The 25,338-nt window shown below is 72.5% G+C and carries 23 protein-coding genes; 15 read left to right on the top strand and 8 right to left on the bottom strand.

Annotation, left to right across the window (positions count from 1 at the left end; genetic code table 11):
* Window positions 1-27: 27 nt before the first annotated feature.
* Window positions 28-489 (top strand): GNAT family N-acetyltransferase, encoded by a 462-nt coding sequence (locus ACZ6N8_RS00390; protein ID WP_466006632.1) that lies wholly within the window; start codon window positions 28-30, stop codon window positions 487-489.
* Between the two features lie 127 nt (window positions 490-616).
* On the opposite strand, the gene rpmB is transcribed toward ACZ6N8_RS00390, so the two are convergent.
* Complete coding sequence (gene rpmB / locus ACZ6N8_RS00385; protein ID WP_007456456.1) at window positions 617-808, bottom strand: 50S ribosomal protein L28; 192 nt, start codon at window positions 806-808, stop codon at window positions 617-619.
* Window positions 809-972: 164 nt separating this feature from the next.
* Here rpmB and ACZ6N8_RS00380 point away from each other — a divergent pair, with 164 nt between their 5' ends.
* Together ACZ6N8_RS00380 and recG are read left to right on the top strand one after the other, a co-directional pair.
* A complete protein-coding gene (locus tag ACZ6N8_RS00380) occupies window positions 973-2,583 on the top strand; it encodes a DAK2 domain-containing protein (RefSeq protein WP_466006631.1) in 1,611 nt (536 codons plus the stop codon).
* Complete coding sequence (gene recG, locus ACZ6N8_RS00375; protein WP_466006630.1) at window positions 2,580-4,778, top strand: ATP-dependent DNA helicase RecG; 2,199 nt, start codon at window positions 2,580-2,582, stop codon at window positions 4,776-4,778. Before ACZ6N8_RS00380 ends, recG begins: the two co-directional genes overlap by 4 nt.
* A 210-nt stretch (window positions 4,779-4,988) precedes the next feature.
* On the opposite strand, the gene ACZ6N8_RS00370 is transcribed toward recG, so the two are convergent.
* Window positions 4,989-6,506 carry a cell wall anchor protein gene (locus ACZ6N8_RS00370; RefSeq protein ID WP_466006629.1) on the bottom strand — a complete coding sequence of 506 codons (1,518 nt, stop codon included), beginning with the start codon at window positions 6,504-6,506 and terminating at the stop codon, window positions 4,989-4,991.
* Between the two features lie 303 nt (window positions 6,507-6,809).
* Between ACZ6N8_RS00370 and rsmD the strand changes: the two genes are divergently transcribed.
* The 9 genes from rsmD (at window position 6,810) to ACZ6N8_RS00325 (ending at window position 14,765) form a co-directional block, all read left to right on the top strand.
* Complete coding sequence (rsmD, locus tag ACZ6N8_RS00365) at window positions 6,810-7,373, top strand: 16S rRNA (guanine(966)-N(2))-methyltransferase RsmD (RefSeq protein ID WP_466006628.1); 564 nt, start codon at window positions 6,810-6,812, stop codon at window positions 7,371-7,373.
* Window positions 7,370-7,852, top strand: coding sequence for a pantetheine-phosphate adenylyltransferase (gene coaD / locus ACZ6N8_RS00360; protein WP_387112727.1), 483 nt, complete (start codon window positions 7,370-7,372; stop codon window positions 7,850-7,852). Before rsmD ends, coaD begins: the two co-directional genes overlap by 4 nt.
* 253 nt (window positions 7,853-8,105) lie before the next feature.
* Entirely contained in the window at window positions 8,106-8,603 is a 498-nt protein-coding gene (locus ACZ6N8_RS00355) for an SPFH domain-containing protein (protein ID WP_089017300.1), read from the top strand.
* Window positions 8,604-8,713: 110 nt separating this feature from the next.
* Window positions 8,714-9,277, top strand: coding sequence for a YceD family protein (locus ACZ6N8_RS00350; protein WP_139587729.1), 564 nt, complete (start codon window positions 8,714-8,716; stop codon window positions 9,275-9,277).
* 5 nt (window positions 9,278-9,282) lie between these two features.
* On the top strand, window positions 9,283-9,456 hold the full coding sequence (gene rpmF / locus ACZ6N8_RS00345; protein ID WP_074317731.1) for a 50S ribosomal protein L32: 174 nt from the start codon (window positions 9,283-9,285) through the stop codon (window positions 9,454-9,456).
* A 114-nt stretch (window positions 9,457-9,570) separates the two neighbouring features.
* Complete coding sequence (locus tag ACZ6N8_RS00340) at window positions 9,571-10,554, top strand: phosphate acyltransferase PlsX (RefSeq protein ID WP_364370628.1); 984 nt, start codon at window positions 9,571-9,573, stop codon at window positions 10,552-10,554.
* A complete protein-coding gene (gene rnc / locus ACZ6N8_RS00335) occupies window positions 10,551-11,474 on the top strand; it encodes a ribonuclease III (RefSeq protein WP_466006626.1) in 924 nt (307 codons plus the stop codon). Before ACZ6N8_RS00340 ends, rnc begins: the two co-directional genes overlap by 4 nt.
* Window positions 11,467-12,324 (top strand): bifunctional DNA-formamidopyrimidine glycosylase/DNA-(apurinic or apyrimidinic site) lyase, encoded by an 858-nt coding sequence (gene mutM / locus ACZ6N8_RS00330; protein ID WP_466006625.1) that lies wholly within the window; start codon window positions 11,467-11,469, stop codon window positions 12,322-12,324. The genes rnc and mutM overlap by 8 nt, the downstream gene beginning before the upstream one ends.
* 221 nt (window positions 12,325-12,545) lie before the next feature.
* Window positions 12,546-14,765: an MMPL family transporter gene (locus ACZ6N8_RS00325; RefSeq protein WP_466006624.1), complete on the top strand. Its 2,220-nt coding sequence runs from the start codon at window positions 12,546-12,548 to the stop codon at window positions 14,763-14,765.
* Window positions 14,766-14,814: 49 nt separating this feature from the next.
* Here ACZ6N8_RS00325 and ACZ6N8_RS00320 read toward each other — a convergent pair whose 3' ends face one another.
* Together ACZ6N8_RS00320 and ACZ6N8_RS00315 are read right to left on the bottom strand one after the other, a co-directional pair.
* Window positions 14,815-15,657 (bottom strand): endo alpha-1,4 polygalactosaminidase, encoded by an 843-nt coding sequence (locus ACZ6N8_RS00320; protein ID WP_466006623.1) that lies wholly within the window; start codon window positions 15,655-15,657, stop codon window positions 14,815-14,817.
* A 136-nt stretch (window positions 15,658-15,793) separates the two neighbouring features.
* Window positions 15,794-16,918 carry a CAP domain-containing protein gene (locus ACZ6N8_RS00315; RefSeq protein ID WP_466006622.1) on the bottom strand — a complete coding sequence of 375 codons (1,125 nt, stop codon included), beginning with the start codon at window positions 16,916-16,918 and terminating at the stop codon, window positions 15,794-15,796.
* 372 nt (window positions 16,919-17,290) lie between these two features.
* Here ACZ6N8_RS00315 and ACZ6N8_RS00310 point away from each other — a divergent pair, with 372 nt between their 5' ends.
* The 3 genes from ACZ6N8_RS00310 to ACZ6N8_RS00300 all read left to right on the top strand — a co-directional run bounded on the left by ACZ6N8_RS00310 (window position 17,291) and on the right by ACZ6N8_RS00300 (window position 22,064).
* A complete protein-coding gene (locus ACZ6N8_RS00310; protein ID WP_007456482.1) occupies window positions 17,291-17,485 on the top strand; it encodes a hypothetical protein in 195 nt (64 codons plus the stop codon).
* Window positions 17,486-17,829: 344 nt separating this feature from the next.
* Window positions 17,830-21,444 carry a chromosome segregation protein SMC gene (smc, locus tag ACZ6N8_RS00305; RefSeq protein ID WP_466006621.1) on the top strand — a complete coding sequence of 1,205 codons (3,615 nt, stop codon included), beginning with the start codon at window positions 17,830-17,832 and terminating at the stop codon, window positions 21,442-21,444.
* Entirely contained in the window at window positions 21,444-22,064 is a 621-nt protein-coding gene (locus ACZ6N8_RS00300) for an HAD family hydrolase (protein WP_466006620.1), read from the top strand. The genes smc and ACZ6N8_RS00300 overlap by 1 nt, the downstream gene beginning before the upstream one ends.
* A 7-nt stretch (window positions 22,065-22,071) precedes the next feature.
* Here the strand turns inward: ACZ6N8_RS00300 and ACZ6N8_RS00295 are convergent, their stop codons facing one another.
* From ACZ6N8_RS00295 to ACZ6N8_RS00280, 4 genes are all read right to left on the bottom strand, one after another.
* A complete protein-coding gene (locus ACZ6N8_RS00295) occupies window positions 22,072-22,593 on the bottom strand; it encodes a DinB family protein (protein WP_466006619.1) in 522 nt (173 codons plus the stop codon).
* A gap of 44 nt (window positions 22,594-22,637) precedes the next feature.
* Entirely contained in the window at window positions 22,638-23,132 is a 495-nt protein-coding gene (locus tag ACZ6N8_RS00290) for a universal stress protein (RefSeq protein WP_466006617.1), read from the bottom strand.
* A gap of 9 nt (window positions 23,133-23,141) precedes the next feature.
* Window positions 23,142-24,761 (bottom strand): MDR family MFS transporter, encoded by a 1,620-nt coding sequence (locus tag ACZ6N8_RS00285; protein ID WP_466006615.1) that lies wholly within the window; start codon window positions 24,759-24,761, stop codon window positions 23,142-23,144.
* A 129-nt stretch (window positions 24,762-24,890) separates the two neighbouring features.
* Window positions 24,891-25,331 (bottom strand): MarR family winged helix-turn-helix transcriptional regulator, encoded by a 441-nt coding sequence (locus ACZ6N8_RS00280; RefSeq protein ID WP_466006614.1) that lies wholly within the window; start codon window positions 25,329-25,331, stop codon window positions 24,891-24,893.
* Window positions 25,332-25,338: the final 7 nt, after the last annotated feature.

Raw genomic sequence — 25,338 nt, 5'->3', positions numbered from 1 at the left:
CCCGGTGGCCGCCGTACCCTGGACACCGTGAGTGAGATCGAGATCCGGCTGGTGCGGTTCGACGCACCTGTGGCGCAGCAGTTGATCCGTGACGCGCTGGCCGACCTCGGTGCCCGCTACGGCGGCACCGGCGACGACACCCCGGTGGCCGCCACCGAGTTCGAGCCGCCGGACGGCGCGTTCCTCGTCGCCTACCTGGCCGGCGAACCGGTCGGTTGCGGGGGCTGGCGCAGCCACGGCGCGGACACCGCGGAGCTGAAGCGGATGTACACCGCCCCGGCGGTCCGGGGGCGTGGCGTCGCCCGCAGCGTCCTCGCGGCGGTCGAACGGTCGGCGCGTGAGCAGGGCCGCAAGCGGATGGTCCTGGAGTGCGGCGACAAGCAGCCCGAGGCGATCGCCATGTACACGGCCGCCGGCTACGAGCGCATCCCGAACTTCGGCTTCTACAAGGACTCCGAGGGCTGCGTCTCCTTCGGCCGCACCCTCTGACCTGCCCGAGGAAGCGGACGGCCGGGCGCGGACCGGACAGGGAAGCGCCCGTCGGCGCGCACGACAAAAGCCGGCGGACCGCAGCGGTCCGCCGGCTGAGCCGTATCGAAGAGGGTGGTGCCGCGCGTCAGGCGCGGGTGACCTTGCCGGCCTTGATGCACGAGGTGCAGACCTGCAACTTCTTGGTGTTGCCGCCACCGGCCGGGGTACGCACCGACTGGATGTTCGGGTTCCAGCGGCGGTTGGTCCGCCGGTGCGAGTGGGACACGTTGTGGCCGAAGCCCGGTCCCTTGCCACAGACGTCGCACACGCTAGCCACGGGATACTCCTGGGATTGATACGTTCACGGGGTCGCCGGCAGGTGCTGCCCGGGCAACCTGGTCAGGTTACCCGATGACCCGCCGACCCGGCCAACCGCCCCGGTCCAGCGGACACGCCGGACGAGTCCGACGGGTGTCAGTCAGCGCCAGTAGGCTTCTGGCCGTGCTGGACACCCTCGACGCCGCAGCGGTCCGCCGCTGGTGTGTGGGTGGGTTGGCCGCGCTGAAACGCCACCAGAGCGAGATCGACCAGCTCAACGTCTATCCGGTGCCCGACGGCGACACGGGCACCAACCTGGTGCTCACCCTCACATCGGCCCAGCAGGCTCTCGCGATGGATCTGGACACGCTGCCCGACAGCGGGTCGACCGCGCACGGGCACGCGTCGCGGCTGATGGCGCAGGGCGCCCTGCTCGGGGCACGGGGCAACTCCGGGGTGATCCTGTCGCAGATCCTGCGCGGCTTCGCCGACGCCGTCGCCGCCGTGCCCGTGGTGCGCGGTCGGGAGCTGGCAGTCGCGCTGCGGTCCGCCACCACCGCCGCGTACAGCGCGGTCGGCCGGCCGGTGGAGGGCACCCTGCTCACAGTGGTCGCCGCCGCCGCCGACGCGGCCGAGCGCGCGGACACCGACGACCTGCGCCGGGTGGCCCGCGCCGCGGCGCGGGCGGCGGCCGAGGCGCTGGCGCGCACGCCGCAGCAGTTGCCGGCCCTGGCCCGCGCCGGCGTGGTCGACGCCGGCGGCAGAGGACTCTGCGTGCTGCTCGACGCCCTGGTCGAGGTGCTCTCCGGGGAGGGCGCGGCACCGGTGGCGCCGACCCCTCGCACCGCCCGCCCGGCGGCCACGGTCGCCCGCGAGACAGGTTCCGATGAGTACGCCTACGAGGTCCAGTTCCTGCTCGACGCCACGGCCGAGGCGGTCGACGAGATGCGCCTGACGCTTGACGCGCTTGGCGACTCCCTGGTCGTCGTCGGTGACGGGCGGGAGCCGGTGGGCACCTGGAACGTGCACGTGCACGTCAACGACGTGGGCGCGGCGGTCGAGGCGGGTGTCACCGCCGGCCGACCGTACCGGATCTCGGTGACCCGCTTCGCCGACCAGCAGGAGTCGCCAGGCCCGGCCACGGCCAGCCGGGCGGCGGTGGTGGTCGCCACCGGCATCGGGATCGCCGAGCTGTTCGCCGCGGAGGGCGCCACAGTGGTGCCGGGCAACCCGTCGACGGGCGAGCTGCTGGACGCGGTGCGCAGCACCAACGCCGCCCGGGTGGTGGTGCTGCCCAACGACCCCAACACGGAGGCGGTGGCGAGTGCGGCGGCCCGCGAGGCACACCGGTACGGCATCAAGGTGAGCGTGGTGCCGACCCGCTCACCGGTGCAGGCCCTGGCCGCCCTCGCGGTCCGCGACGGCACCCGCCGCTTCGAGGACGACGTGATCGCGATGGCCGAGGCCGCCGGCGCCTGCCGCTACGCCGAGGTCTGCCACGCCAGCCGGGAGGCGCTGACCGTCGCCGGCCCGTGCCAGCCCGGCGACGTGCTGGCGCTGGTCGAGGGGGAGGTGCACCTCATCGGCGCCGACCTCACCGACATCTGCGCCGCCGTCGTCGACCGGATGCTCGGCGGCGGTGGGGAGCTGGTCACCCTCCTGGCCGGGGTGGACGCCCCGGCCGGGCTCACCGACGCCGTCCGCGCGCACGTCGCGCGGCGCTGGCCGTTCGTCGAGGTGCACGCGTACCCGGGCGGTCAACCGTTCTATCCACTGCTGGTGGGGGTCGAATGAGCGAGCCGGCCACCGTGGACACGCCGCTGAAGAAGCTCGTCGGGGACAAGACTGCCAAGGCGCTGGCCTCCCACCTCGACCTGCACACCGCGGGTGACCTGGTCTACCACTTCCCGCGCCGGTACGACGAGCGCGGCGAGCACACCGACATCCGCTCCCTGGACGTGGGCGAGCAGGTCACCGTGCTGGCCCAGGTGCAGCGCACCGCCGTACGGCCGATGCGGCAGCGCCGGGGCAACCTGCTGGAGGTGACAGTCGGCGACGGCTCCGGGGGTGTGCTCACGCTGACGTTCTTCGGCAACCAGGCCTGGCGCGAACGCGAGCTGCGTCCGGGCCGGTGGGGTCTGTTCGCCGGCAAGGTCACCGAGTTCCGGGGCAAACGCCAGCTGAATGGCCCGGAGTACGTCCTGCTCGGCGAGGGCGGCGAGGGCGAGGCGGCGGTCAACGACGAGATCGAGGAGTTCGCGGGCGCGCTGATCCCCGTGTACCCGGCCGCGGCGGCCGTGCCGACCTGGGTGATCGCCCGCTGCGTACGCGTCGTCCTGGACACGTTCACCCCGCCGGAGGATCCGCTTCCGGCGTCCGTACGGGCCGGTCGCAACCTGGTCGACCTGGGCGCCGCGCTTCGGGAGATCCACCGACCGTCCACCAAGGAGGCGCTCTACCGGGCGCGGCGGCGGCTCAAGTGGGACGAGGCGTTCGCCGTCCAGCTGACCCTGGTGCAGCGCAAGCACCGGGCCGCCGACTGGCCGGCCCGCCCCCGCCCGCCGCGCCCCGGCGGGCTGCTGGACGCGTTCGACGCCCGACTGCCGTACGAGCTGACCGCCGGGCAGCGCGACGTGGGCGTGGAGATCGCCGAGGACCTGGCCACGCCGCACCCGATGCACCGCCTGTTGCAGGGTGAGGTGGGCTCGGGCAAGACGGTGGTGGCGCTGCGGGCGATGCTCCAGGTGGTCGACGCGGGCGGGCAGGCGGCGCTGCTGGCGCCCACCGAGGTGCTCGCCGCGCAGCACCACCGGGGGATGCTCGACCTGCTCGGGCCGCTCGGGCGTGCCGGTGAGCTGGATTCCGCCGAGCACGCCACGAGGGTCGAGCTGGTCACGGGCTCACTTGGCGCGGCGGCCCGCCGCCGGGCGCTCGCCGAGGTGGCCAGCGGCGCGGCCGGCATCGTGCTCGGCACCCACGCCCTGCTGTACGAGGGTGTCGACTTCGCCGACCTCGGCCTCGTGGTGGTCGACGAGCAGCACCGCTTCGGTGTGGAGCAACGCGACGCGCTGCGGGCCAAGGCGGACCAGCCGCCGCACACGCTTGTGATGACGGCCACCCCGATCCCGCGCACGGTGGCGATGACCGTCTACGGCGACCTGGAGGTCTCCACCCTCTCCCAACTGCCCCGGGGCCGTTCGCCGATCGCCTCGCACGTGGTGCCGGCCGCCGAGAAGCCCGCCTTTCTGGACCGGGCGTGGCGCCGGCTGCGCGAGGAGGTGGCGGCCGGGCACCAGGCGTACGTCGTCTGCCCGCGGATCGGTGACGGACCGGTATCGGACGAGGAACCGCCACCCGAGGACGACAACGGCCGCCGCCCACCGCTGGCCGTGACCGAGGTGGCCCCGCTGCTGGCCGAGGGGCCGCTGCACGGGCTGCGGATCGGGGTGCTGCACGGCCGGCTGCCCGCCGACGAGAAGGACGCGGTGATGCGGTCCTTCGCCGCCGGTGACCTGGACGTGCTTGTGGCGACCACCGTGATCGAGGTCGGCGTGGACGTGCCGAACGCCACCGTGATGATCGTGCTGGACGCCGACCGGTTCGGTGTCTCCCAACTGCACCAGCTACGCGGCCGGGTCGGCCGGGGCTCCGCCGCCGGGCTGTGCCTGCTGGTCAGCGAGGCCGCCGAGGGCTCGTCGGCGCGGGAACGCCTGGACGCGGTGGCGTCCACAAGCGACGGTTTCAAGCTCGCCGAGCTGGATCTGGAGCAACGCCGCGAGGGTGACGTGCTGGGCGCCACCCAGTCCGGGCACCGCTCGCACCTGCGCCTGCTGTCCCTCAAACGCGACGCGGACCTGATCCGCGACGCCCGCGCCGAGGCGATCACCCTGATCGAGGACGACCCGGAGCTGACCCGCAACCCGGCCCTCGCCGCGTCCGTCGCGGCCCTGGTCGACGAGGACCGCGCGGAGTACCTGGAAAAGGGCTGACGCCGTCGCCCTCACCTGACGCCCGGCGTCGGGGCCTGGTGTCAGGCGCCCGGCACCGTGTAGGCGGCCGGCAGGATGACGTCGCCGCCCGTGTACCCGCTCCACTCGGCCCGCCGGAGGCAGGCGCATCCGTGCGGACACCGGGACCACGACGACCGAGGGCGCGCCGACCGGATGGTCGACGCGCCCTCGGGTTCAGCGCAGGTCAGGTCAGGCGGTGAAGGTCACCCGACGCCGACGGGCGATGACGAAGAGCACCGCGCCCGCGATCAGCAGCGCGATCGCGCCGGCGGCGATGCCGCCCGCCGCCGCACCGGTGACCGGAAGGCCCGGCTCCTCGCCGCCGCCGCCCGAGCCGCCGCAGTCGCCCTCCGGCGCGTAGGCCGCCTGCAGCTCGAGGTCAAGCTCGGGCAGGGTGACCAGGGCGGTCTCGGACTTGCCGGCCTTGAAGGTCACCGTCTCCGACGCGCCGGCCGCGACCGTACGGGTCTCGGTCTTGTCGCCGTAGGTGAACGTCGCCTTGACCGGGAGACCACCCTCGGGGTTGGTCACGGTGAGGGCGAACTCCTTGCAGTCGGCCTTGGTGGTGACGGCCGGCAGCGGGCAGTCCTCGGGGCGCTCCCACGAGTAGGTGCCCTTCTCGATGACCTTGCCGTCGACCAGCACCTCGATCTTGCCGGCGTCGGCGGCGGGCACCACGATGCTCGTGTCGGCCTTGCCGGCCGGGACGGAGACCTTCTTGGTGAAGCCGTTCTCGCCCTTGACCTCGAACTCGACCGCGTACTTGCTGATCTTGCCGTCGTTGCTCAGCGAGACGGCGACCGAACCGTCGCAGTTGGACGCGAAGGTCGAGGCCGGGGTGGTGCAGCTCTTGCTGCCGCCGTTGTACCAGCCCTGCGGGCCCTTGGACCGGTTGCCCGGGGCGCCAGGCGAGCCGAGCTTCTTGTTGTCGTAGCGCTTGCCGCCGTCGACCAGCTCGTCGATGACCTGGTCCTTACCGCCCCAGATCAGGTCGACCTGGGTGTGGCAGTCCGGGATCTCCACGTTCAGCGTGATCTCGGTCTGGCTGCTGCTGACGAAGTCGCTGTCCGGCGTCCCGTAGACGTACTGCGGGGTGGCGAACTGCGGCCGCGGCGCGAAGTACGACACAAGCGTGAACCACTGCTTGCCCTCGCCGCAGAGCGGCAGGTCACCGTCGAGCTTGACGGTGGCGGTGCCCTTCGGACCGTCGAAGGTGTGGCTGTACTTGGCCTTGTCGACCTCGACGCACTTCGGGGCCGGCGTGCAGGACTTGTCGGCGGCGAGGTTGATGCTGCCGTCGTTGGTGTTCTTCTCGGTCTTCTGACCCTCCTTGTACCACCTGCCGTCCACCGTCAGCTTGGCGCTCGCGGTGTTGCCGGGGACGCGCTGGGTGGCCTCGACGAAGGAGCCCTCGGGGATGACCCAGCCCTGCAGCGGGGCCGTCTTCGCACCCTCCACTGCCACGGTCACCGGGGTGTTCGGCTCGGCGGTCACCTTGCGGAGCGTCGCGCCCTTGTTGACCTCGCTGTTCACCACCTTCCACGTGATCACGCGCTCGCCGGTGAGCCGGTCACAGTCGACCTTGGCGGTGATCGTGGTGTGGTGGGCGCTGGCTGGGGTGGCCACCGCGACGACCCCGGTGAGGCCGATGAGGGCGGCTCCCAGGATGGCCAGCGGTCGCCGGAGCGACAGCTTGGGACGGATCACGGGTACTCCTGGAGTGCTGAAGCGTCAGGGGGGTGGCACGGGAGCGACAGTGGACGGTGACTGCACGTCGATGGAGAGGCGCCCTCCCGAGCCGTGGGCCGGTGGGTTGCCGCCGACACCCGGCAGACCCTAGCGAGATCGCCGCGTGTGTTACAGCGCTCAGGATTTGCTAAGACGGATGTTATGAACTTGAGATCATTGATATACGAGAAGTGATCACGTCGTCCTCGTGGCGGTACCGACCGTGTCGAACGCCCGCTCCCGGGGGTCGCGTAGCGTCGAGGTCATGAGCAGGAGGAGACCGTGACCCGGATCGTGGCCGGGACGCTCGGCGGCCGGCGGATCGCCGCGCCGCCCGGCGCCGGCACCCGACCCACCTCCGACCGGGTCCGGGAGGCGCTGTTCAGCGCCGTCGAGTCCGAGGTCGACCTCGACGGCGCGCGCTTCGCCGACCTGTACGCGGGCTCCGGCGCGGTGGGTCTGGAGGCGCTCTCCCGGGGCGCCGGGCACGTGCTGCTCGTCGAGTCCGACCCCCGGGCGGCCCGGGTGATCCGGGAGAACGTGACGACCCTGCGGGCCGGCTCGGCCGTCCGGCTGGTCACCGGCAGGGTCGCGACGGTGCTGGCCGCCGGACCGGACGGCGGCCCGTACGACGTGGTCTTCGCCGACCCGCCGTACGCGGTGCCGGAGGCGGAGATCACCGCGCTGCTGACCACGCTTGTCGAGGGGGGCTGGCTGGCGCCCGACGCGCTTGTGGTGGTGGAGCGGTCCCGGCGGACCAGGGAGTTCGACTGGGTGGAGGGGATCACCCCGGAGCGCAGTCGCCGTTACGGCGAGACCACTCTTTGGTACGGTCGCCGATCATGAGACGTGCGGTGTGTCCCGGCTCCTTCGACCCGGTCACCAACGGACACCTCGACATCATCGGTCGGGCCAGCCGGCTGTTCGACGAGGTGATCGTCGGCGTGCTGATGAACCAGTCGAAGAGCGGCCTGTTCACCGTCGAGGAGCGGATCGAGATGCTCCGCGACGTGACCGCCTCGTACGGCAACGTGCGGGTCGAGTCGTTCCGCGGGCTGCTCGTCGACTTCTGTCGGGCGCAGCAGGCGAGCGTGCTGATCAAGGGTCTGCGGGCGGTCAGCGACTTCGACTACGAGTTGCAGATGGCCCAGATGAACATCGGTCTGGCCGGTGTCGAGACGTTGTTCATGCCGACCAACCCGCTCTACTCGTTCATCTCGTCCAGCCTGATCAAGGACGTGGCGAAGTGGGGCGGCGACATCTCCGCGCACGTCCCCGACCCGGTCCGCGAGGCCCTCCAGGCCCGCCTAACCCCTCGCCCCTGACCCACCCCGCACCCCGCGATCTTGCGGCTTCGGTCGGTGGAATGGGCTCAGCTGCGGCATTTGTCGATGCAGGAAGTGCAAGATCGACGAGGTGGCGGGGTGGCTCCATCGCGGAGCGCGATGACGGCGCGACGCGCCGGGTTGGGGTGGATGGGGCAGGTGTGGGGTGGGCACGACATGATTGGTCAAGCGGGGGACCGGCCGTAGCCCGCATCATGGAGGTCGGCCGACGAACGACAGGAGTGAGGTACCGGTGGACCCGCTCGATCGCATCGACGAACTGATCGCCATGGTGGAGCAGGCCCGCTCCGTCCCGATGTCGCGCAACAACTGCATGGTCGACAGGGGCGAGATGATCGCGGCCCTGGACGAGATGCGCGCCGAACTCCCCGCCGACCTGCGCCGGGCCGCCGCGCTCCTGGACGAGCGGGACAAGATCATGGAGGCCGGAAAGCGCGAGGCGGACCGGATCATCAGCGAGGGTGAGGCAGAACACGCCCGCCTCGTGTCGGTGAACGAGATCACCGTGTCGGCCGAGCACGAGGGCGCCCGGATCATCGCCGAGGCCCGCGCCGAGGCGCAGCGCCTGCGTGAGGAGGTCGACGACTACGTCGACACCGCGCTGGCCAACTTCGAGCAGTTCCTCACCCGGGCCCTGGCGTCGATAGAGCGTGGCCGCGACAAGATGCACGCGCTGCGCGAGATCGGCACCTTCGGTGGGGATGAGGCCGAACGCCCGCTACCCTTCTGAGCGGCACCTCACCAGCCGACATTCTCGGGCGGGCGTCGCCCCCGGTTCGACGGTCCGGCGGTCGCCCAGGTAACCTTTTTTGTCGGCCTCTCACCGGCCGGAGTCTGACTATGCCCAAGCACTCGCCATCGACACTCGACCCCAGGTCGCCGCTGGTCCTCGACACGAGGGACCTGCCGCGCCGCCCTGGTGCGTTGCGTGAGGTCCAGCGGGTCGTGCCGGCACCGACGGACCTCGGTGTGGAGTTGATCGGCGTGCCGGAGGGCGCGGACCTCGACCTCGATCTGAGGTTGCAGTCGGTGTCCGAGGGTGTGCTCGTCTCCGGGACCATCACCGGTCCCATCCGGGGCGAGTGCGGGCGTTGCCTACGCGAGATCAACGAATCGATGGCCGTGACGATCCAGGAGCTGTACGCGTACGAGAACAGCACCACGGACGCCACGACCGACGAGGACGAGGTGGGCCGGATGCAGGGCGATCTGATCGACCTGGAGCCGGCGCTGCGGGACGCGTTGGTGCTCACGCTGCCGACCAACCCGCTCTGCCGGGAGGACTGCCCAGGACTGTGCCCCGAATGCGGGGCGCACTGGGACGATCTGCCGGCCGACCACAGTCACCAGCAGATCGACCCGCGTTGGGCGGGCCTGTCGCAACTGACCCGTACAGAGGAGTAAGAACCGTGGCCGTCCCGAAGCGCAAGATGTCGCGCAGCAACACCCGGTCCCGCCGGGCGAACTGGAAGGCGACAGTGGTCGCGACCGTCGCGTGCCCGCAGTGCAAGTCCCCGAAGCTGCCGCACGCCGCCTGCTCCGTCTGCGGCACCTACAACGGCCGCCAGGTCATCGAGGTCTGACCTGGACGCCGAGTGACGCCCCCGACCCCGGGTCGGGCGGCGCGCGCACCCTGGCATTCGCCCGGTGCCCCGGCTCCCTCCGATGCCGGCCGGCCCAACCCGGTCGGCGTTCCGGTGGAGCCGGGCACCGCGCGGATCGCCGTTGACCTCCTCGGCGGGGACGATGCTCCCGCCGTCGTGGTTGACGGCGCTCTGCGGGCCGTGCGCGCCGACCCTGACCTGCACCTGCTGCTCGTCGGTCCGACCGAGGTCGCCGACGAGATGATCGCCGCGCTCGACCCGGCCCAACGGTCCCGGATCACCGTGCGGCCGGTCCGTGCCGTCGTCGGCATGGCCGACCACCCCAGCGCCGCCCGGGCCGAGAGCACCGTGCGGGCCGCGGTCACCGCCGTGCGCGACGGGACCGCCGACGCCCTGGTCTCGGCCGGCGCGACCGGCGCGACAGTCACCGCCGCCGTGCTCGGTCTCGGCCGCTGGCCGGAGATCCGCCAGCCCGCCCTGGCCGCCACCCTGCCCGCGCTCACCGGGCCGGTAGTGCTGCTCGACGTCGGCGGCTCGCTGGAGCCCCGCCCCGCCACCCTCGCCCGGCACGCCGTGCTCGGCGCCGCGTACGCCGAGGTGGCGCACTCGATCGCCGCGCCCCGCGTCGGCCTGCTCTCGGTCGGCACCGAGGCGGGCAAGGGCGACCGGGTCCGCCGCGCGACCGACCCGCTGCTGGCCGTCGAGCCGCTGCCCGGCGGGGCACGCTACGTCGGCCTCGTCGAGGGGTACGACGTGACGCTCGGCGCGCGCGCCGATGTCGTGGTCACCGACGGCTTCACCGGTAACGTGCTGCTCAAGGCCATCGAGGGCGCGTACGCCATGGCCGGCGGCCCGCCCGCCGGGGGTGGCGCCCCCCGCGCCGCCGCACTGCTCGGCGTGGCGGGAACCGTGGTCGTCTGCCACGGTTCCGCCCGCGCCGACGATGTCGCCTCCGGCATCGCCCTCGCCGCCCACCTGTGGCGGCGGCACGCCACCGACCTGGTCTCCGCCCTGCTCGACGGCGACGTCGCGACGGAGAACACCGACCGTTCCACCGACACCGAGGTACGCACATGAGCAACGACAAGCGGCGGCGGGCGTCCGTCGGTCACCTGGAAGCCGCGTTCGGCGTGAGCCTGGAACCGGAGCTGCTGCAACGCGCGTTGACCCACCGCTCGTACGCCTACGAGAACGGTGGTCTGCCCACCAACGAGCGGCTGGAGTTCCTCGGCGACTCGGTGCTCGGCGTGGTGATCACCACGGCGCTCTTCCACAACCACCCGGATCTGCCCGAGGGGCAGTTGGCGAAGTTGCGTGCCAGCGTGGTCAACATGCGGGCGCTCGCCGACGTGGCCCGTGGGCTGGGCCCGGACGGCCTCGGCGCGTACCTGCTGCTCGGCAAGGGCGAGGAGACCACAGGCGGCCGGGACAAGGCGAGCATCCTGGCCGACACCCTGGAGGCGCTGCTCGGCGCGATCTACCTCCAGTACGGGCTGGACACCGCGGGGATCGTCATCCACCGGCTCTTCGACCCGCTGATGGCCGAGTCGGCCGGTCGGGGCGCCGCGCTGGACTGGAAGACCAGCCTCCAGGAGCTGACGGCCGCGCTCGGGCTGGGGGTGCCGGAGTACCGGATCGAGGGCACCGGCCCGGACCACCTCAAGACGTTCACCGCCTGGGTGGTGGTGGCCGGCAACCGGTACGGCGGCGCCGAGGGGCGCAGCAAGAAGGAGGCCGAGCAGCGGGCGGCGGAGGCGGCCTGGCGGACGCTCGCCGACCAGAACGACCAGGACGGGTCGGCTGGCCGGGACGGGTCGGCCGACCGGGAGTCGGTGGGTCCGCTGGAGCAGGCCGAGCGGGCCGCCCGGACGGAGGAGGCCGACCACCTGGCGCAGGTGATGCCGGCCGACGTCGCGGCCCAGCAGTCGTCGGGCGATGGCGCGCAGGACCGGGTGGGCGCGGCAGTCGACCGTGACGCGGGGGCGGGGCGTGCCTGAGCTGCCCGAGGTGGAGACCGTCCGGCAGGGACTGGCCCAGTGGGTCATCGGCCGCCGGATCGGCTCGGTGGAGGTCCGCCACCCGCGCGCCGTCCGCCGGCACGTCCCCGGTGGCGCGCACTTCGCCGACGTGCTCACCGGCCGTACGGTGCTCGACGTGCGGCGGCGCGGCAAGTACCTGTGGCTCCCGCTGGACAGCGGTGACGCGGTGATCGGTCACCTGGGCATGTCCGGTCAGCTGCTCCTGCAACCGCCCGGCACCGCTGACGAGACGCACCTGCGGGTGCGGTTCCGGTTCGCCGACGACGGGCCGGAGCTGCGCTTCGTCGACCAGCGCACGTTCGGCGGACTGTCGGTAAGCGAGGGCGGCGCCGACCTGCCCGCGGAGATCGCGCACATCGCCCGCGACCCGATGGATCCGGAGTTCTGCGACACGGCGTTCGTCGCCGCGCTGCGCCGACGGCGGACCGAGGTGAAGCGGGCCCTGCTCGACCAGAGCCTGATCTCCGGGGTGGGCAACATCTACGCCGACGAGGCGCTCTGGCGTGCCCGGCTGCACGGCGCGCGCCCCACCGACGCGTTGACCGGCCCGGCGGCGCAGCGGCTGCTCGGTCACGTCCGGGACGTGCTCGGCGAGGCGATCAGGGAGGGCGGCACCAGCTTCGACGCCCTCTACGTCAACGTCAACGGCGAGAGCGGCTACTTCGACCGGGAGCTGAACGTCTACGGCCGCGAGGGCCAGCCCTGCCGGCGGTGCGGCACGCCGATCCGCCGCGAGGCGTTCATGAACCGTTCGTCGTACAGCTGCCCGCGTTGCCAGCCGCGACCTCGGGGTGCCGCTCGGGGATGACCCGGAGCCGGCTCCGGGTCGGCATCGGCGGGTCGCGGCCTGACGCTCCGGGCCGTACCCCGGCGCGTGCCACGATCGTCGGTCAATGGCCGCCGGACGGGCCGGCCTCCCTTGTGTACGGGTTCCGGGGCGGGCCAGGGCCGATCCCCGATGTGACCGCCTCGTCACGCCCCTAGCGTCAACACAGTTGACAGGGGGTTGACGTGACAGGGGGACCCGAGATGGCTGGCAGACCGGTGACGGTGCGGATGGCGAGGTGGAGCGCCGAGCACCCGTGGCGGGCGATCGCCCTGTGGGCGGTGTTCGTGGCGGTGTGCTTCGTCGGTGGCAACGCCGCCGGTCTCAACGAGGCCACGAGCGGCGACCAGGCGATCGGCGAGGCGGGACGTGCCAGCCTCATCGTGGACGCCGGCGACTTCGACGACCCGGCCGTGGAGAACGTCCTCATCACCTCGCGGGGCGGCGCGCTGGACGCCGCGGCGGCGAAGGCCGCGGCCGACGACGCCGCCGCCCGCCTGCGGACGGTCACCGGCGTCGCCGAGGTCGGCCAGCCCGTCCCGGCCCGGGACGGTTCCGCGCTGCTGCTGCCGATCACCATGTCCGGCGATCCGGAGACGGCGTCGGACCGGGTGCAGCCGCTGCGCGACGCCACAGCCACCGTGCAGACCGCGTATCCGCAGGTACGCGTCGAGCAGGTAGGCGGTCCGTCGATCGGTCAGGCCCTCGACGACACCCTGGGCAAGGACTTCAAGCGTGCCGAGCTGCTCAGCCTGCCGGTCACCCTCGCCATCCTGATCATCGCGTTCGGCGCGCTGATCGCGGCGAGCGTCCCGGTGCTGCTGGCGCTCTCCTCGGTCGCCGCCGCGATGGGTCTGTCCACCCTCGCCTCGCACCTGGTGCCGGCCACCGACACCACGTCGCCGGTGATCCTGCTGATCGGCATGGCCGTCGGGGTGGACTACTCGCTGTTCTACATCCGCCGCGAGCGTGAGGAACGCGCCAAGGGCCGGTCCGGTCTGGACGCCGTGGAGATCGCCGCGGAGACCTCCGGGCACGCGGTAGTGGTCTCCGGCTTCGCCGTGATCATCGCGATGGCCGGGCTGCTGCTCGCCGGCGACGTGGTCTTCTCGTCCCTCGCCGTCGGCTCGATCCTGGTGGTCGCCGTCGCGGTCACCGGTTCGCTGACCGTGCTGCCCGCCCTGCTGGCCAGGCTCGGCCGTTGGGTGGACCGGCCGCGGGTGCCGCTGCTCTGGCGGTTGACCGCGCCACGTACCGGCCGGCACGGCACGCCCCGCCCGCCGCGACTCTGGCCGGCGCTGCTCCGGCCCGCGCTGCGCGCCCCGGTGGTGACCCTGGTGATCTCGGTCGGGCTGCTGCTCGCCCTGGCCGCGCCGGCGCTGGGCATGAAGCTGAAGTTCCCGGGCATGGAGGACCTGCCCCGCACCACCCCGGCCATGCAGGCGTACGACAGGCTCACCGCCGCCTTCCCGAGCACCGGCACCAACCACGTGGTGGCCGTGCGGGCGCCGGCCGAGCAGGCCGACCGGGTCCGCGCCGCTCTCACCGACCTGGCCACCCGTGCCGCAGGTGACCCGCTGTTCGCGCCGACCGAGGCGGACGGCCCGAAGATCCAGGTGTCGGACGACCGGCGGGTGTCGGTGCTGGACGTCGCCACCCCGTACGCCAGCCGGGACGACCGGTCGGTGCGGTCACTGGAGACGCTGCGCGAGGACCTGGTCCCGGCCGAGCTGCGGGGCATCCCCGGCATCGAGTACGCGGTGGGCGGCAGCGTGGCCGACAGCGAGGACTACGCGCAGCACGTCCGCGACAAGCTGCCGCTGGTGATGGGCTTCGTGCTGGTGCTCACCTTCCTGGTCATGGTGCTCACGTTCCGGTCGGTGGTGGTCGCGGCCAGCTCGATCCTGCTGAACCTGCTCTCCGCAGGCGCCGCGTACGGGCTGCTGGTGCTGGTCTTCCAGGGCGACTGGGCCGAGGGGCTGCTCGGGTTCACCTCGATGGGCGCCATCGTGTCCTGGCTGCCGTTGTTCCTCTTCGTGGTGCTCTTCGGGCTGTCGATGGACTACCACGTGTTCGTGGTGAGCCGGATCCGCGAGGGGATACGGGCGGGCATGCCCAACCGCGAGGCCGTCTCGTACGGGATCACCTCGTCGGCCGGGGTGGTGACCAGTGCGGCGATCGTGATGGTGGGCGTGTTCTCGATCTTCGCCACGTTGAGCACGATCGACATGAAGCAGCTCGGCATCGGTCTCGCGGCGGCGATCCTGCTGGACGCCACGATCATCAGGGGAGTGGTGTTGCCGTCGCTGATGACCATGCTGGGCGACGCGAACTGGTGGGCTCCCCGCTTCCTGCGTCAGCGCCCGGCGCCCGTCCCCGCCGACCCGCCGGCCCCCGCGCCGGAGCTGGTGCCGGTGCCCTGAGACCGGACGGTGGGTGGCCGGGTCGCGACAGCGGCCCGGCCAGCCCGTCTCAGGGCAGCGGGCAGGGGTCCCGCGAGGCGTCAAGCGTGCGGTCCTTGCGGATCGAGGCGAAGCCGTAGCCGACGGTCGTGACGCAGAAGTCGCCTGTCGAGCCGGTGTACTCGACGTGGAAGACGGGCTTGCCGGCGTCGGCGAACGGCAGCAGTTTGGCGCACTGGCCCAGGCGGATGCACTCCTCGTTCACCGCGAAGTCGAAGTCCGGTGCGAGCGCGGCGACCTGCGGCACGTCGTTGACCAGGCCGGGGGAGAGGCTCAGCGAGCGCGCCAGCTCGGCCAGCCGGCGGTTGAACAGCAACTGGTCGTCGAAGTCGAGCGGGAACCCGGTGCGGGACGCGTACCCGTCGGCGTCGGCGAGGGCCACCGCGCCGAAGCCCTTGCCCCGGCACAGCCGGAACCGGTCGGCCAGCACCGGTCGCAGCGCGTCCCAACTCCGGACGTCCAGCCACCGGCTGCCGGGTCGACGCCCGACCGCGCCCCGTACGACCTCCGGGAAGCGGCTGGCGTCCGGGTCGTTCGGCCGGACCGATCCGACGTGCACCTGGCAGACCAGTCGACGGTCGTGCGAGCGCAGTTCGGCGGTCTGCGCGGCGGTGGTGTCCACCGGGTCCAGCAGGAAGACGTCCGCGTCCACCGTCGTGTCCAGCGGCCCGGTGAGCTGCCACTGCCACTGCCAGTGGCGGGACTGGCCGGACGGCCAGGCGGTGGGTGCTCCGGGCGGGGTCAGCTCGGCGCGGCACCCGTACGCCGGCACGACCACCACCGCCACGAGGCCGGCGGCCAGGAGTCGGCGCAGTGAACGCGTCGCGGCAGGTCGCCGCGGCCGGATCCGCATCGGCAGCTCCCGGGTCGCGGGCGGCCCGTCGCCGCCCTCGGCCGGTACGCCGGCCCCGCGCTCGGCCCGACGTACCTCACCGGGTCAAACGAGCGCGGGGGTGCGGACGACGCGCGGGGGTGCGGACGACGCGCGGTCAGCGCGGCGCCGCGAAGACCTGCGTCCAGTACGGGCCGTTGCTGCTGGCGATGCCGACGCCGATCTCGGTGAACGCGCAGTTCAGGATGTTGGCCCGGTGGCCGGAGCTGTTCATCCAGGCGTCCATCACCGACGCCGGGGTCTTCTGGTTCCAGGCCACGTTCTCGCCGTAGGTGCGCCACGCGTAGCCGACGCGGTCCAGCCGTACACCGGCGTTGCTGCCGTCGCTGCCGGTGTGCGACATGTTCTGGTGGTCGGCCTGGTCCTGGCTGTGCTTCTGCGCGGCGGTCATCAGCTTGTCGTCGATGCTCAGCGCCTTGCACCCGGCCTTGGCCCGTTCGGCGTTGACCAGGTTCACCACCTCGCGCGCCTGGCTGCTCACGGTGCCGCTGGAGCTGCCGGAACCGTTTGTGGTGATCCCTCCGGTGCTGCGCGGTGCGACGCGTCGGGAGGCGGCGGTGGTCCGCGACGGCGTCGGGCTGGGCTTGACGACCTTGCTCGGCGACGGGCTCGGCGGGGCGGCGGCCGTGGGTGTGCCGGTCGGGGAGGGCGCGACGAGGGTGTCCAGGGCCGGCTGTTCGGCGGGCGCCGCCGACGCGGCGTACGTGTCGTCGACGGCCGTCGGCTCGCTGGCCGTGTCGTCGCCACCGGGGAGCGCGAGCGCCCCGACACCGAAGCTCACCACGAGGGTGGCCGCGGCGGCGGCACCGCCGATCATGAGCGGCCGGCGCCAGCGGCGCGGGGAGCGGTGCCGCCCCTCGCCGGGCCGTGCCGTGGGCTCGGCCTCGGCGGCGCTCCAGTCGTCGGCGGACTCCGGGCCGGCGTCGGCGCGCCAACCGCCTGTGGTGTCCGCGCGACCGCGCCAGTCCGTCGGGTCGTCGTCGACCGGCCGGTGGGTCGGCCAGGCGGCGGTGTACGCGTCGGCGGGCGCGGCGGGCTCCGGCTGCCAGCGGGCGGTGGGCTGTTCGCGCTGCCACTCGTCGTCGGGGCGGTCCGGGTCGTCGCCGAACAGGTAGGCCGAGCGGGGCTCCGGGCGGTCGCGCAGCCAGTCCGGCTCGTCTGTCTGCCGCTCGGCGCTCCGGGGTGCGCCGTTCGGGTCGTTCGGGTCGGTCCAGCCGTACACGCCTCTGCCTCCACGGGGTCGGTTGTTGGCCCGGGTGACGCTACGACCCGCCTGCGAGCTGCGGCAACGTGGCTAAGGAAGAGTTAAGGGGAAGTGGGACGCCAGGGGGCGGACTTCCGGGAATCGGGGCGTACAGTAAAGGCGTCCGGACAGAGCGTGTCCGTGCCGTGAAGGCAGCCCCCCGACAAGTGGACAGGTCGACGTAGAGATGATCTACGGCCTGCGAGAACTTGACGAAGGAGGGGTTTCGGCTCAATATATAGGTGTCGCCAGTCGCGCCCGGTCATGCCCAGATACAGCCTGGAATGACAGCCGCGTACAAATGGGCGCGCGTTGGCCGGCCTTTCCGGCAGCGCATATCAAGGAGTCAGCATGGCGAAGGCCCTCTACGGCCACGTAGGTGCAGCGCCCGACCGGCGTCTGCTCGACGAGGTCACCCGGCTGCGTGCCAGGGTTCAGGCACTGGAGTTCGAGATCACGCGTCTGCGTGCCGACAATGATCGGCTCGCGGCGGCTGCGGCGGAGGCGGACGATCTGCTCCGTCTGGCCGAGCCGGCGCTGACCTGACCTTCGGGTCGGAAAACTGAATCGCACCACCGCAGAAAAGCGCGCCGACACGTCACGTGCCGGCGCGCAACGCTGTCCGGCTCCCTTTCGCGTTCGACGATTCCTGATCTTGCACTGAGCCATACCGGAAACGGGCCGACACCGCGGAAAGTCCCGGCGGATAAGCCGATCATGAAACGCGCTTGCCTTTACCGCGCGACCCTTGCGGACGTGCCGCGCGCGTCGCGACGCCGTCCGGGGCGGGTCGCGTGCCGGCCCGCTCGCGTCACCGGGTTAGTCTGCGGGTTCACCCAGGTCCGCGCAGCCGGCGACGGTACGGCGGCCACCGGACGAGGATCGAGAAGGTGTATCTCAAGAGCCTGACGGTGAAGGGCTTCAAGTCCTTCGCCTCCGCCACGACGTTGAAGCTGGAGCCCGGGATCACCTGCGTGGTGGGACCGAACGGCTCCGGCAAGTCCAACGTCGTCGACGCCATCGCCTGGGTGCTCGGCGAACAGGGCGCCAAGGCGCTGCGCGGCGGCAAGATGGAGGACGTCATCTTCGCCGGCACCGCCGGCCGCGCGCCGCTGGGCCGCGCCGAGGTCACCCTCACCATCGACAACACCGACGGCGCGCTGCCGATCGAGTACACCGAGGTCTCCATCACCCGCCGGATGTTCCGCTCCGGCGAGAGCGAGTACGAGATCAACGGCAACTCCTGCCGGCTGCTCGACATCCAGGAGCTGCTGTCGGACTCCGGCATCGGCCGGGAGATGCACATCATCGTCGGTCAGGGCCGGCTCGACGGCATGCTGCACGCCAAGCCGGAGGACCGCCGCGCGTTCATCGAGGAGGCCGCCGGCGTCCTCAAGCACCGCAAGCGCAAGGAAAAGGCGCTGCGCAAGCTCGACGCCATGCAGGTGAACCTGAACCGCCTGACCGACCTCACCGCCGAGCTGCGCCGCCAGCTCAAGCCGCTGGGCCGGCAGGCGGAGGTGGCCCGCCGCGCCGCCGCCATCCAGGCGAACCTGCGCGACGCCCGCCTGCGGCTGCTCGCCGACGACCTGGCCACCCTGCGGACCACCCTGGACCGGGAGATCGCCGACGAGACCGCGTTGCGGGAGCGCCGCGAGCAGATCGAGGGTGAGCACGCCGAGGTGCAGGGCCGGCTCGGCGAACTGGAGGCCGCCCTCGCGGAGGACGCTCCGCTGCTCGCCGCCGCCCAGGACACCTGGTACAAGCTGTCCGCCCTGCAGGAACGCTTCCGCTCGATCGAGCAACTCGCCCGGGAACGCCTGCGGCACCTCAGCGCCACAGGCGACGACGAGCGGCCCGGCCGCGACCCGGACCAGCTGGAGGCCGAGGCCGAACGCGTCCGCGAGCAGGAGGAGGAGCTGCGCGCGGCCCTCACCGACGACCAGATCCGGCTGGCCGAGGCGGTGGAGCACCGCCAGGAGTTGGAACGGCAGCTCGCCGCCGCCGAACGGGAGCTGGTCGCCGCCGCCAAGGCCATCGCCGACCGGCGCGAGGGAATGGCCCGGCTCACCGGCCAGGTCAACTCGGCCCGCGCCCGGACCACGAGCGCCGGCGAGGAGATCGAACGGCTCGCCGTCGCGCACGCCGACGCGCTTGCCCGTGCCGAACAGGCACAGGCCGACCTGGACGCGGTGGCCGCGCAGTCCACCGAGGCGGACCGGGACAACGCCGACCTGGACGCCCGGCACGCCGAGGCGGTCGCCGAGCAGGAGCGTGCGCAGGCCACCGTACGGTCGCTGGCCGACGCGGAGCGGGCCGCCGAGAAGGACGCCGCCACCTGGAAGGCCCGCGAGGAGGCGCTCGCCCTGGGTCTGCGGCGCAAGGACGGGGCCGGCGCGTTGCTCGCCCGCGCCGACGACGTACCCGGCCTGCTCGGCAGCCTCGCCGGGCTGCTCACCGTCGCCCCCGGCAACGAGGCCGCGCTGGCCGCCGCGCTCGGTGGGCTCGCCGACGCGGTCGCCGTGAGCGGGGTCGACGAGGCAGTCGAGGCGATGCGGCTGTTGAAGATCTCCGACGCTGGCCGGGCCGGCCTGCTGGTCGGCAGCCCGGCCGGACCGGGCATGACCGGCTCCGCCGACGCGCTGCGCCCGAAGCTGCCCGACGGCGCCCGCTGGGCACCCGACCTGGTGGAGTGCGGCGCCGAGCTGCGTCCGGCGGTGCACCGGGCGCTGCGGGACGTGGCGCTCGTCGACGACCTGGCCGCCGCGGCGGAGCTTGTCGCCGGCAACCCGGAGTTGCGCGCCGTCACCCCGGACGGCGACGTGGTCGGGGCGTACGCGGCGGCCGGCGGGTCGTCCAAGGCGCCCAGCTACATCGAGGTGCAGGCGGCGGTCGAGGAGGCCCGCGCCAACCGGGTCACCGCCGAGCGCGCCGCCGCGGAGCTGCGCGACCAGCTCGTCGAGGCGCGCGCCGAGGTGACCGCCGCCAAGGAACGGGTGCAGCACGCCGCCGCCGAGAAGCGCGAGGCGGAGAGCCACCGCAACGCCGCCGCCCGCCGGCTCGCCGAGCTGGGCGCCGCGGCCCGCTCGGCGAAGGCGGAGACCGACCGGCTCGGCGACTCCCGCTCCCGCGCCGAGGCCGCCCGGCAACGGGATCTCACCGCGCTCGCCGAACTGGAGGAGCGGCTGCGCCTGGCCGAGGAGACCCCTGTCGACGCCGAGCCCTCCACCGAGGAACGGGACCAGCTCGCCGCCATGGCGCCGCAGGCCCGGCAGAACGAGATGGAGGTCCGGCTCGCGGTGCGTACCGCCGAGGAGCGGGTCTCCTCGATCGCCGGCCGGGCCGACTCCCTCGCGCGGCAGGCCACCGCGGAGCGCGCCGCGCGGGAACGCGCCGCCGCCCGGCGGGCCGCGCGTACCAGGGGCGCGGGCATCGCCCGGGCCGTCGCGGGCGGTGCCCGCGAGGCGCTGACCCGGCTCACCACCTCGATCGCGACGGCCGAGGAGCACCGCGACGCGGTCGCCCGGGAACGGGCCGCCCGCGAGGCGGAGCTCCAGGAGGTACGCGGGGCGGCCAAGCGGCTCGGCGCCGAGCTGGAGCGGCTGACCAGCCAGGTGCACCGGGACGAGGTGGCCCGCGCCGAGCAGCGGCTGCGCATCGAGCAGCTGGAGGCGAAGGCCGCCGAGGACTTCGGGCTGGACGTGGAGAGCCTGGTCGCCGAGTACGGCCCCAACCAGCCGGTCCCGCCCACTCAGGCCGACGTGGCGATCGCCGAACGGGACGGGCTGCCGGTGCCCGAGCCGGTCCGCTACGAGCGGCCGGTGCAGGAGAAGCGTGCCGCCAAGGCGGAACGCGAACTGGCCCTGCTCGGCAAGGTCAACCCGCTCGCGTTGGAGGAATTCGCCGCGCTGGAGGAGCGCTTCAAGTTCCTCTCCGAGCAGTTGGAGGACCTCAAGGCCACCCGGCGGGACCTGCTCACCGTGGTCAAGGACGTGGACGAGCGGATCCTGGAGGTCTTCGCCAGCGCGTTCGAGGACACCGCCCGGGAGTTCGAGCAGGTGTTCACAGTGCTCTTCCCCGGCGGCGAGGGCCGGTTGATCCTCACCGACCCCGAGGATCTGCTCACCACAGGCGTCGAGGTCGAGGCCCGCCCGCCGGGCAAGAAGATCAAGCGGCTGTCGCTGCTCTCCGGTGGCGAACGGTCGCTGACCGCGGTGGCCATGCTGGTGGCGATCTTCCGCGCCCGGCCCAGCCCGTTCTACATCATGGACGAGGTGGAGGCGGCCCTGGACGACGTGAACCTGGGCCGGCTGATCACGTTGCTGGCACAGTTGCGGGAGAAGAGTCAGCTGATCGTCATCACCCACCAGAAGCGGACGATGGAGATCGCCGACGCGCTCTACGGCGTGACCATGCGCAGCGGGGTCACGCAGGTGATCAGCCAACGGCTCAACCGGGCCGACGAGGACGACCAGCGGCACAGCCGCGGCGAGGAGAACAGGTAGTGGCTCGGGAACGCGCGACGGCGCTCCTGCTGGATCTGGACGGCGTTCTGCGCCGGTTCGACCCGGCGGTCGCCGCCGGGGTGGAGCGGGAGTACGGCCTCGCCGACGGGGTGCTCACCGAGATCGCCATGCAGTGGGGCCGGCTCCAGCCGGTGCTCACCGGGCAGGTCACCCACGCCGACTGGGTCACAAGCGTGGCCGACGCCCTGGCCGAGCCGGCCGGAGGACCGGACCGGGCCCGCGCGGCGGTGGAGCAGTGGCAGCGTTACCGGGGCGAGGTGGACACCGAGGTGCTCGACTTCGTGCGGGAGGTACGCGCCGCCGGGATCCGGGTCGGCCTGGCCACCAACGCCACCGATCTGCTCGACGCCGACCTGGCCGCGCTCGGGCTGGTAGGCGAACTGGACGTGGTGGTCAACTCCTCCACGCTCGGCGTGCACAAGCCGGCCCCGGAGTACTTCCAGGCCGCCTGCCAGGCGCTTGCCACCCCGCCGGCCCGGGTGCTCTTCGTCGACGACGAGGACTGGGCCGTACGGGGCGCCCGCGCGGCCGGCCTGTCGGCGCACCGCTGGGGCGGCCACGCCGACCTGCGCTACCTGCGGGCGGCCCTGGACCACTGAACGCCAGTCACTCGCCTGTGACGCCGTCGATGCGTTCCCGGATCAGGTCGGCGTGACCGTTGTGCCGGGCGTACTCCTCGATCATGTGCACGTACACCCAGCGCAGGTTGAAGGTGCGCTTCTTCGCGCTGACCTCGGTGAACGTCTCGTCCAGGGAGTGGCCGGCGGCGGCCTCGCGGGCCAGCGCCACCTCGCGGTGGAAGATGGCGAAGTCGGCCTCGGCGTCGGCGGCGCTGACGTCGTGGTCGGCGTCCGGGGTCTCCGGGGTGAAGTACGGGTAGTCGACGCGCTGCCCGGCGAAGTTCTCCCGGAACCACCAGGCCTCCACCTCGGCCAGGTGCCGGACGAGGCCGAGCAGGGTGAGCCCGGACGGCTCCACGCTCGGGGTGCGCAACTGCTCCTCGGTCAGGCCGGCGCACTTGAGCAGCAGTGTCTGCCGGTGGTAGTCGAGCCAGCCCTCGAGCATGGTGCGCTCGTCGCCGACGTACGGTTCGGGGGTCCGGGTGATCTCCGGTGCGGTCCAGGTCATGCCGCGCATCCTGCCCGCCACTCCCGACCCACCGCGACGGGTTATCAGGGCACCACGACGACGGGCCAGCGGCCGGTGCGGACCAGGCGGGTGGCGACCGAGCCGACAAGGCGGTGACCGGCCTGTTCGGAGGCGCCCACCACCACCATGTCGGCCTGGCACTCGTCGGCCGCCGCGCACAGCTCGGCGTACGCGTCGCCGCGCCGGCACAGGAACGTCAGCGGTACGCCCAACTCCTCGGCCCCGCGCCGGCACTCGCGGCGCAGCTCGTCGGCCAGCTCGTCGTGGGTCCGCTGGACGGCGCCGGCGTCCATCCCGGGCAGCATGGCGGTCAGGCCGCTCGTCGAGCTGACGAAGACCACCACGAGCGCGGCGCCCTGTCGGCGGGCCAGGCCGGCGGCGTACCAGCCGGCCCGCTCCGAGGTGCGGGTGCCGTCCACGCCGACCAGCACGACCCGCGGGCCGTCGGTGCCGCGTTCGAACGGTAGCGGACGGGTCCGGGGGCCGTACTCCTCGCGGTCGGGGGCTCCCAGGCTCATGGTGCTACCTCACCTCTGCTCGCCGGTACGGACCACTGTCGCGCCGGCGCCGGCCGCGACTGTCGACTCCCGCTCGACCTCTGCGTCGACCGGGGAGCCGTTGTGCTGGCGCAGCGGCACCTCCTTGATGAAGATCACCGCGACAAGCGCGACAAGCGCGAAGGGTGCGGCGGCCAGGAAGATGTCACCGGCGCCGTGGCCGTACGCGCTCTCCACCACCGCCCGGATCGGGCCGGGCAGGGTGTGCACGTCGGGCAGGACACCGCCGCTGCCCGAGCCGGCTGCGGAGATGCCGAGCCGTCCCAGGCCGTCTGCCGTGTAGCCCGTGACCCGGTGGGCGAGTACCGCACCGAGCACGGAGACGCCGATGGCGCCGCCCAGGCTGCGGAAGAACGCCACGGTCGAGCTGGCCACGCCGAGCTCGTGCGTGCCGACGGTGTTCTGCACGGCGAGGACCAGGTTCTGCATGGTCATGCCCAGGCCGACGCCGACCAGCGCCATGTAGACGCTGAGCAGGGTGAAGCTGGTGTCGGCCCGCAGCGTGCCCATCAGCGCGAAGCCGGCGGTGAGAAGTGCCGTACCGATCACCAGGAACCGCTTCCAGCGGCCGGTCCGGGTGATGATCCGGCCGCTCAGCGTCGAGGACACCAGCAGGCCGAGGATCATCGGGAGGGTCATCAGGCCGGACATGGTCGGGCTCTGGCCACGGCTGATCTGGAAGTACTGGCCGAGGAAGACCGAGGCGCCGAACATGCCCACGCCGACCGCGATGCTGGCGACGACGGCCAGGGTGATGGTGCGGTTGCGGAACAGCCGGGGCGGGATCATCGGCTCGGCGGCCCGGGTCTCCACCCGGATCGCCAGCGCGGCGAGCACCAGGGCACCGACCACCATGACGACGCTCTGCCAGGAGGCCCAGGCGAACTGGCCGCCGGCGAGCGAGACCCAGATCAGCAGCACCGATACGGCCGCGGTGATCAGGGTGGCGCCCCACCAGTCGATCTGCGCCTTCCGCTTCACGACAGGCAGGTGCAGGGTCTTCTGGAGCACGACGAGCGCGGCGATGGCGAACGGCACGCCTACGTAGAAGCACCAGCGCCAGCCGAGCCACGAGGTGTCGACGATCAGACCGCCGATCAGCGGGCCGCCGATGGTGCCGACGGCCATCACGGCGCCGAGGTAGCCGCTGTAGCGGCCCCGCTCGCGCGGCGCAATCATGGTTGCCATGATCACCTGGGCCAGCGCGGTGAGGCCACCGGCACCGATACCCTGGAGCACCCGGCAGGCGATCAACTCGGTGGTGCCCTGTGCAGCGCCGGCCAGCACCGAACCCAGCACGTAGATCCCCAGGGAGATCTGGACCAGGAGCTTCTTGCTGGTCAGGTCTGCGAGTTTGCCCCAGATGGGGGTGGTCGCGGTGGTCGCGAGCAGGGCCGAGGTGACCACCCAGGTGTACGCGGACTGACCGCCGCGCAGCTCGGTGATGATCCGCGGCAGCGCGTTCGAGACGACCGTGGAGGAGAGGATCGCGACGAACATGCCGAGCAGCAGGCCGGAGAGGGCCTGCAGGATCTGCCGGTGGGTCATGTCGACGCCGGTCGCCCGTGTGGGCGCTGTCGCCTGGGTCATCGTTGCTGCCTCCGGGAGGAGTGAGTGGTGAAAGCGGTGAGCCGCCGGAGTGTTGCCCGAGGCAACCATGAACTAGTTGCCTGAAGCAACAACCTGTGAAGCCGGAGGTTCATTCCCCACGGTGCTGCCTCACTGCCAGGAGTCGTTGAACCTGCCGAGCAGACGGGCGAACTCCTCCACGTCCCGGTCCGGCCAGCCGTCCAGGGCGCGCAGGAACTCCCCCAACCGGGCGGCCCGGGCCACGTCGAACCGGTGCTGCCCCTGCTCGGTGAGACTGATCTGCGCGGCCCGCCTGTCACTCGGGTCCGGGTCGCGGTGGACCAGGCCGAGGACCTCCAGCGCGTTGATCTGCCGGCTCAGCGTCCCCTTGCCCACACCGAGCCGTGCCGCCAACTCGGTCAACCGGATCGACCCGCTACGCCGCAGCCAGAGCAGCAGCCCGTAGGTGTTCGGTTCGAGGTTCGGGTGCACCTCCCGGGCGATCTCCCACGAAACCGCCCGGCCACGACGCAACAGGGCGGTCAACTCGTGCTCGACCGCCCGGATCGGCTCCGGCAGGTGCTCATCCACGGGCTAG

The sequence above is a fragment of the Micromonospora sp. NPDC047521 genome, from assembly GCF_055587305.1.
This window is presented reverse-complemented; position numbering and strand designations above follow the sequence as displayed.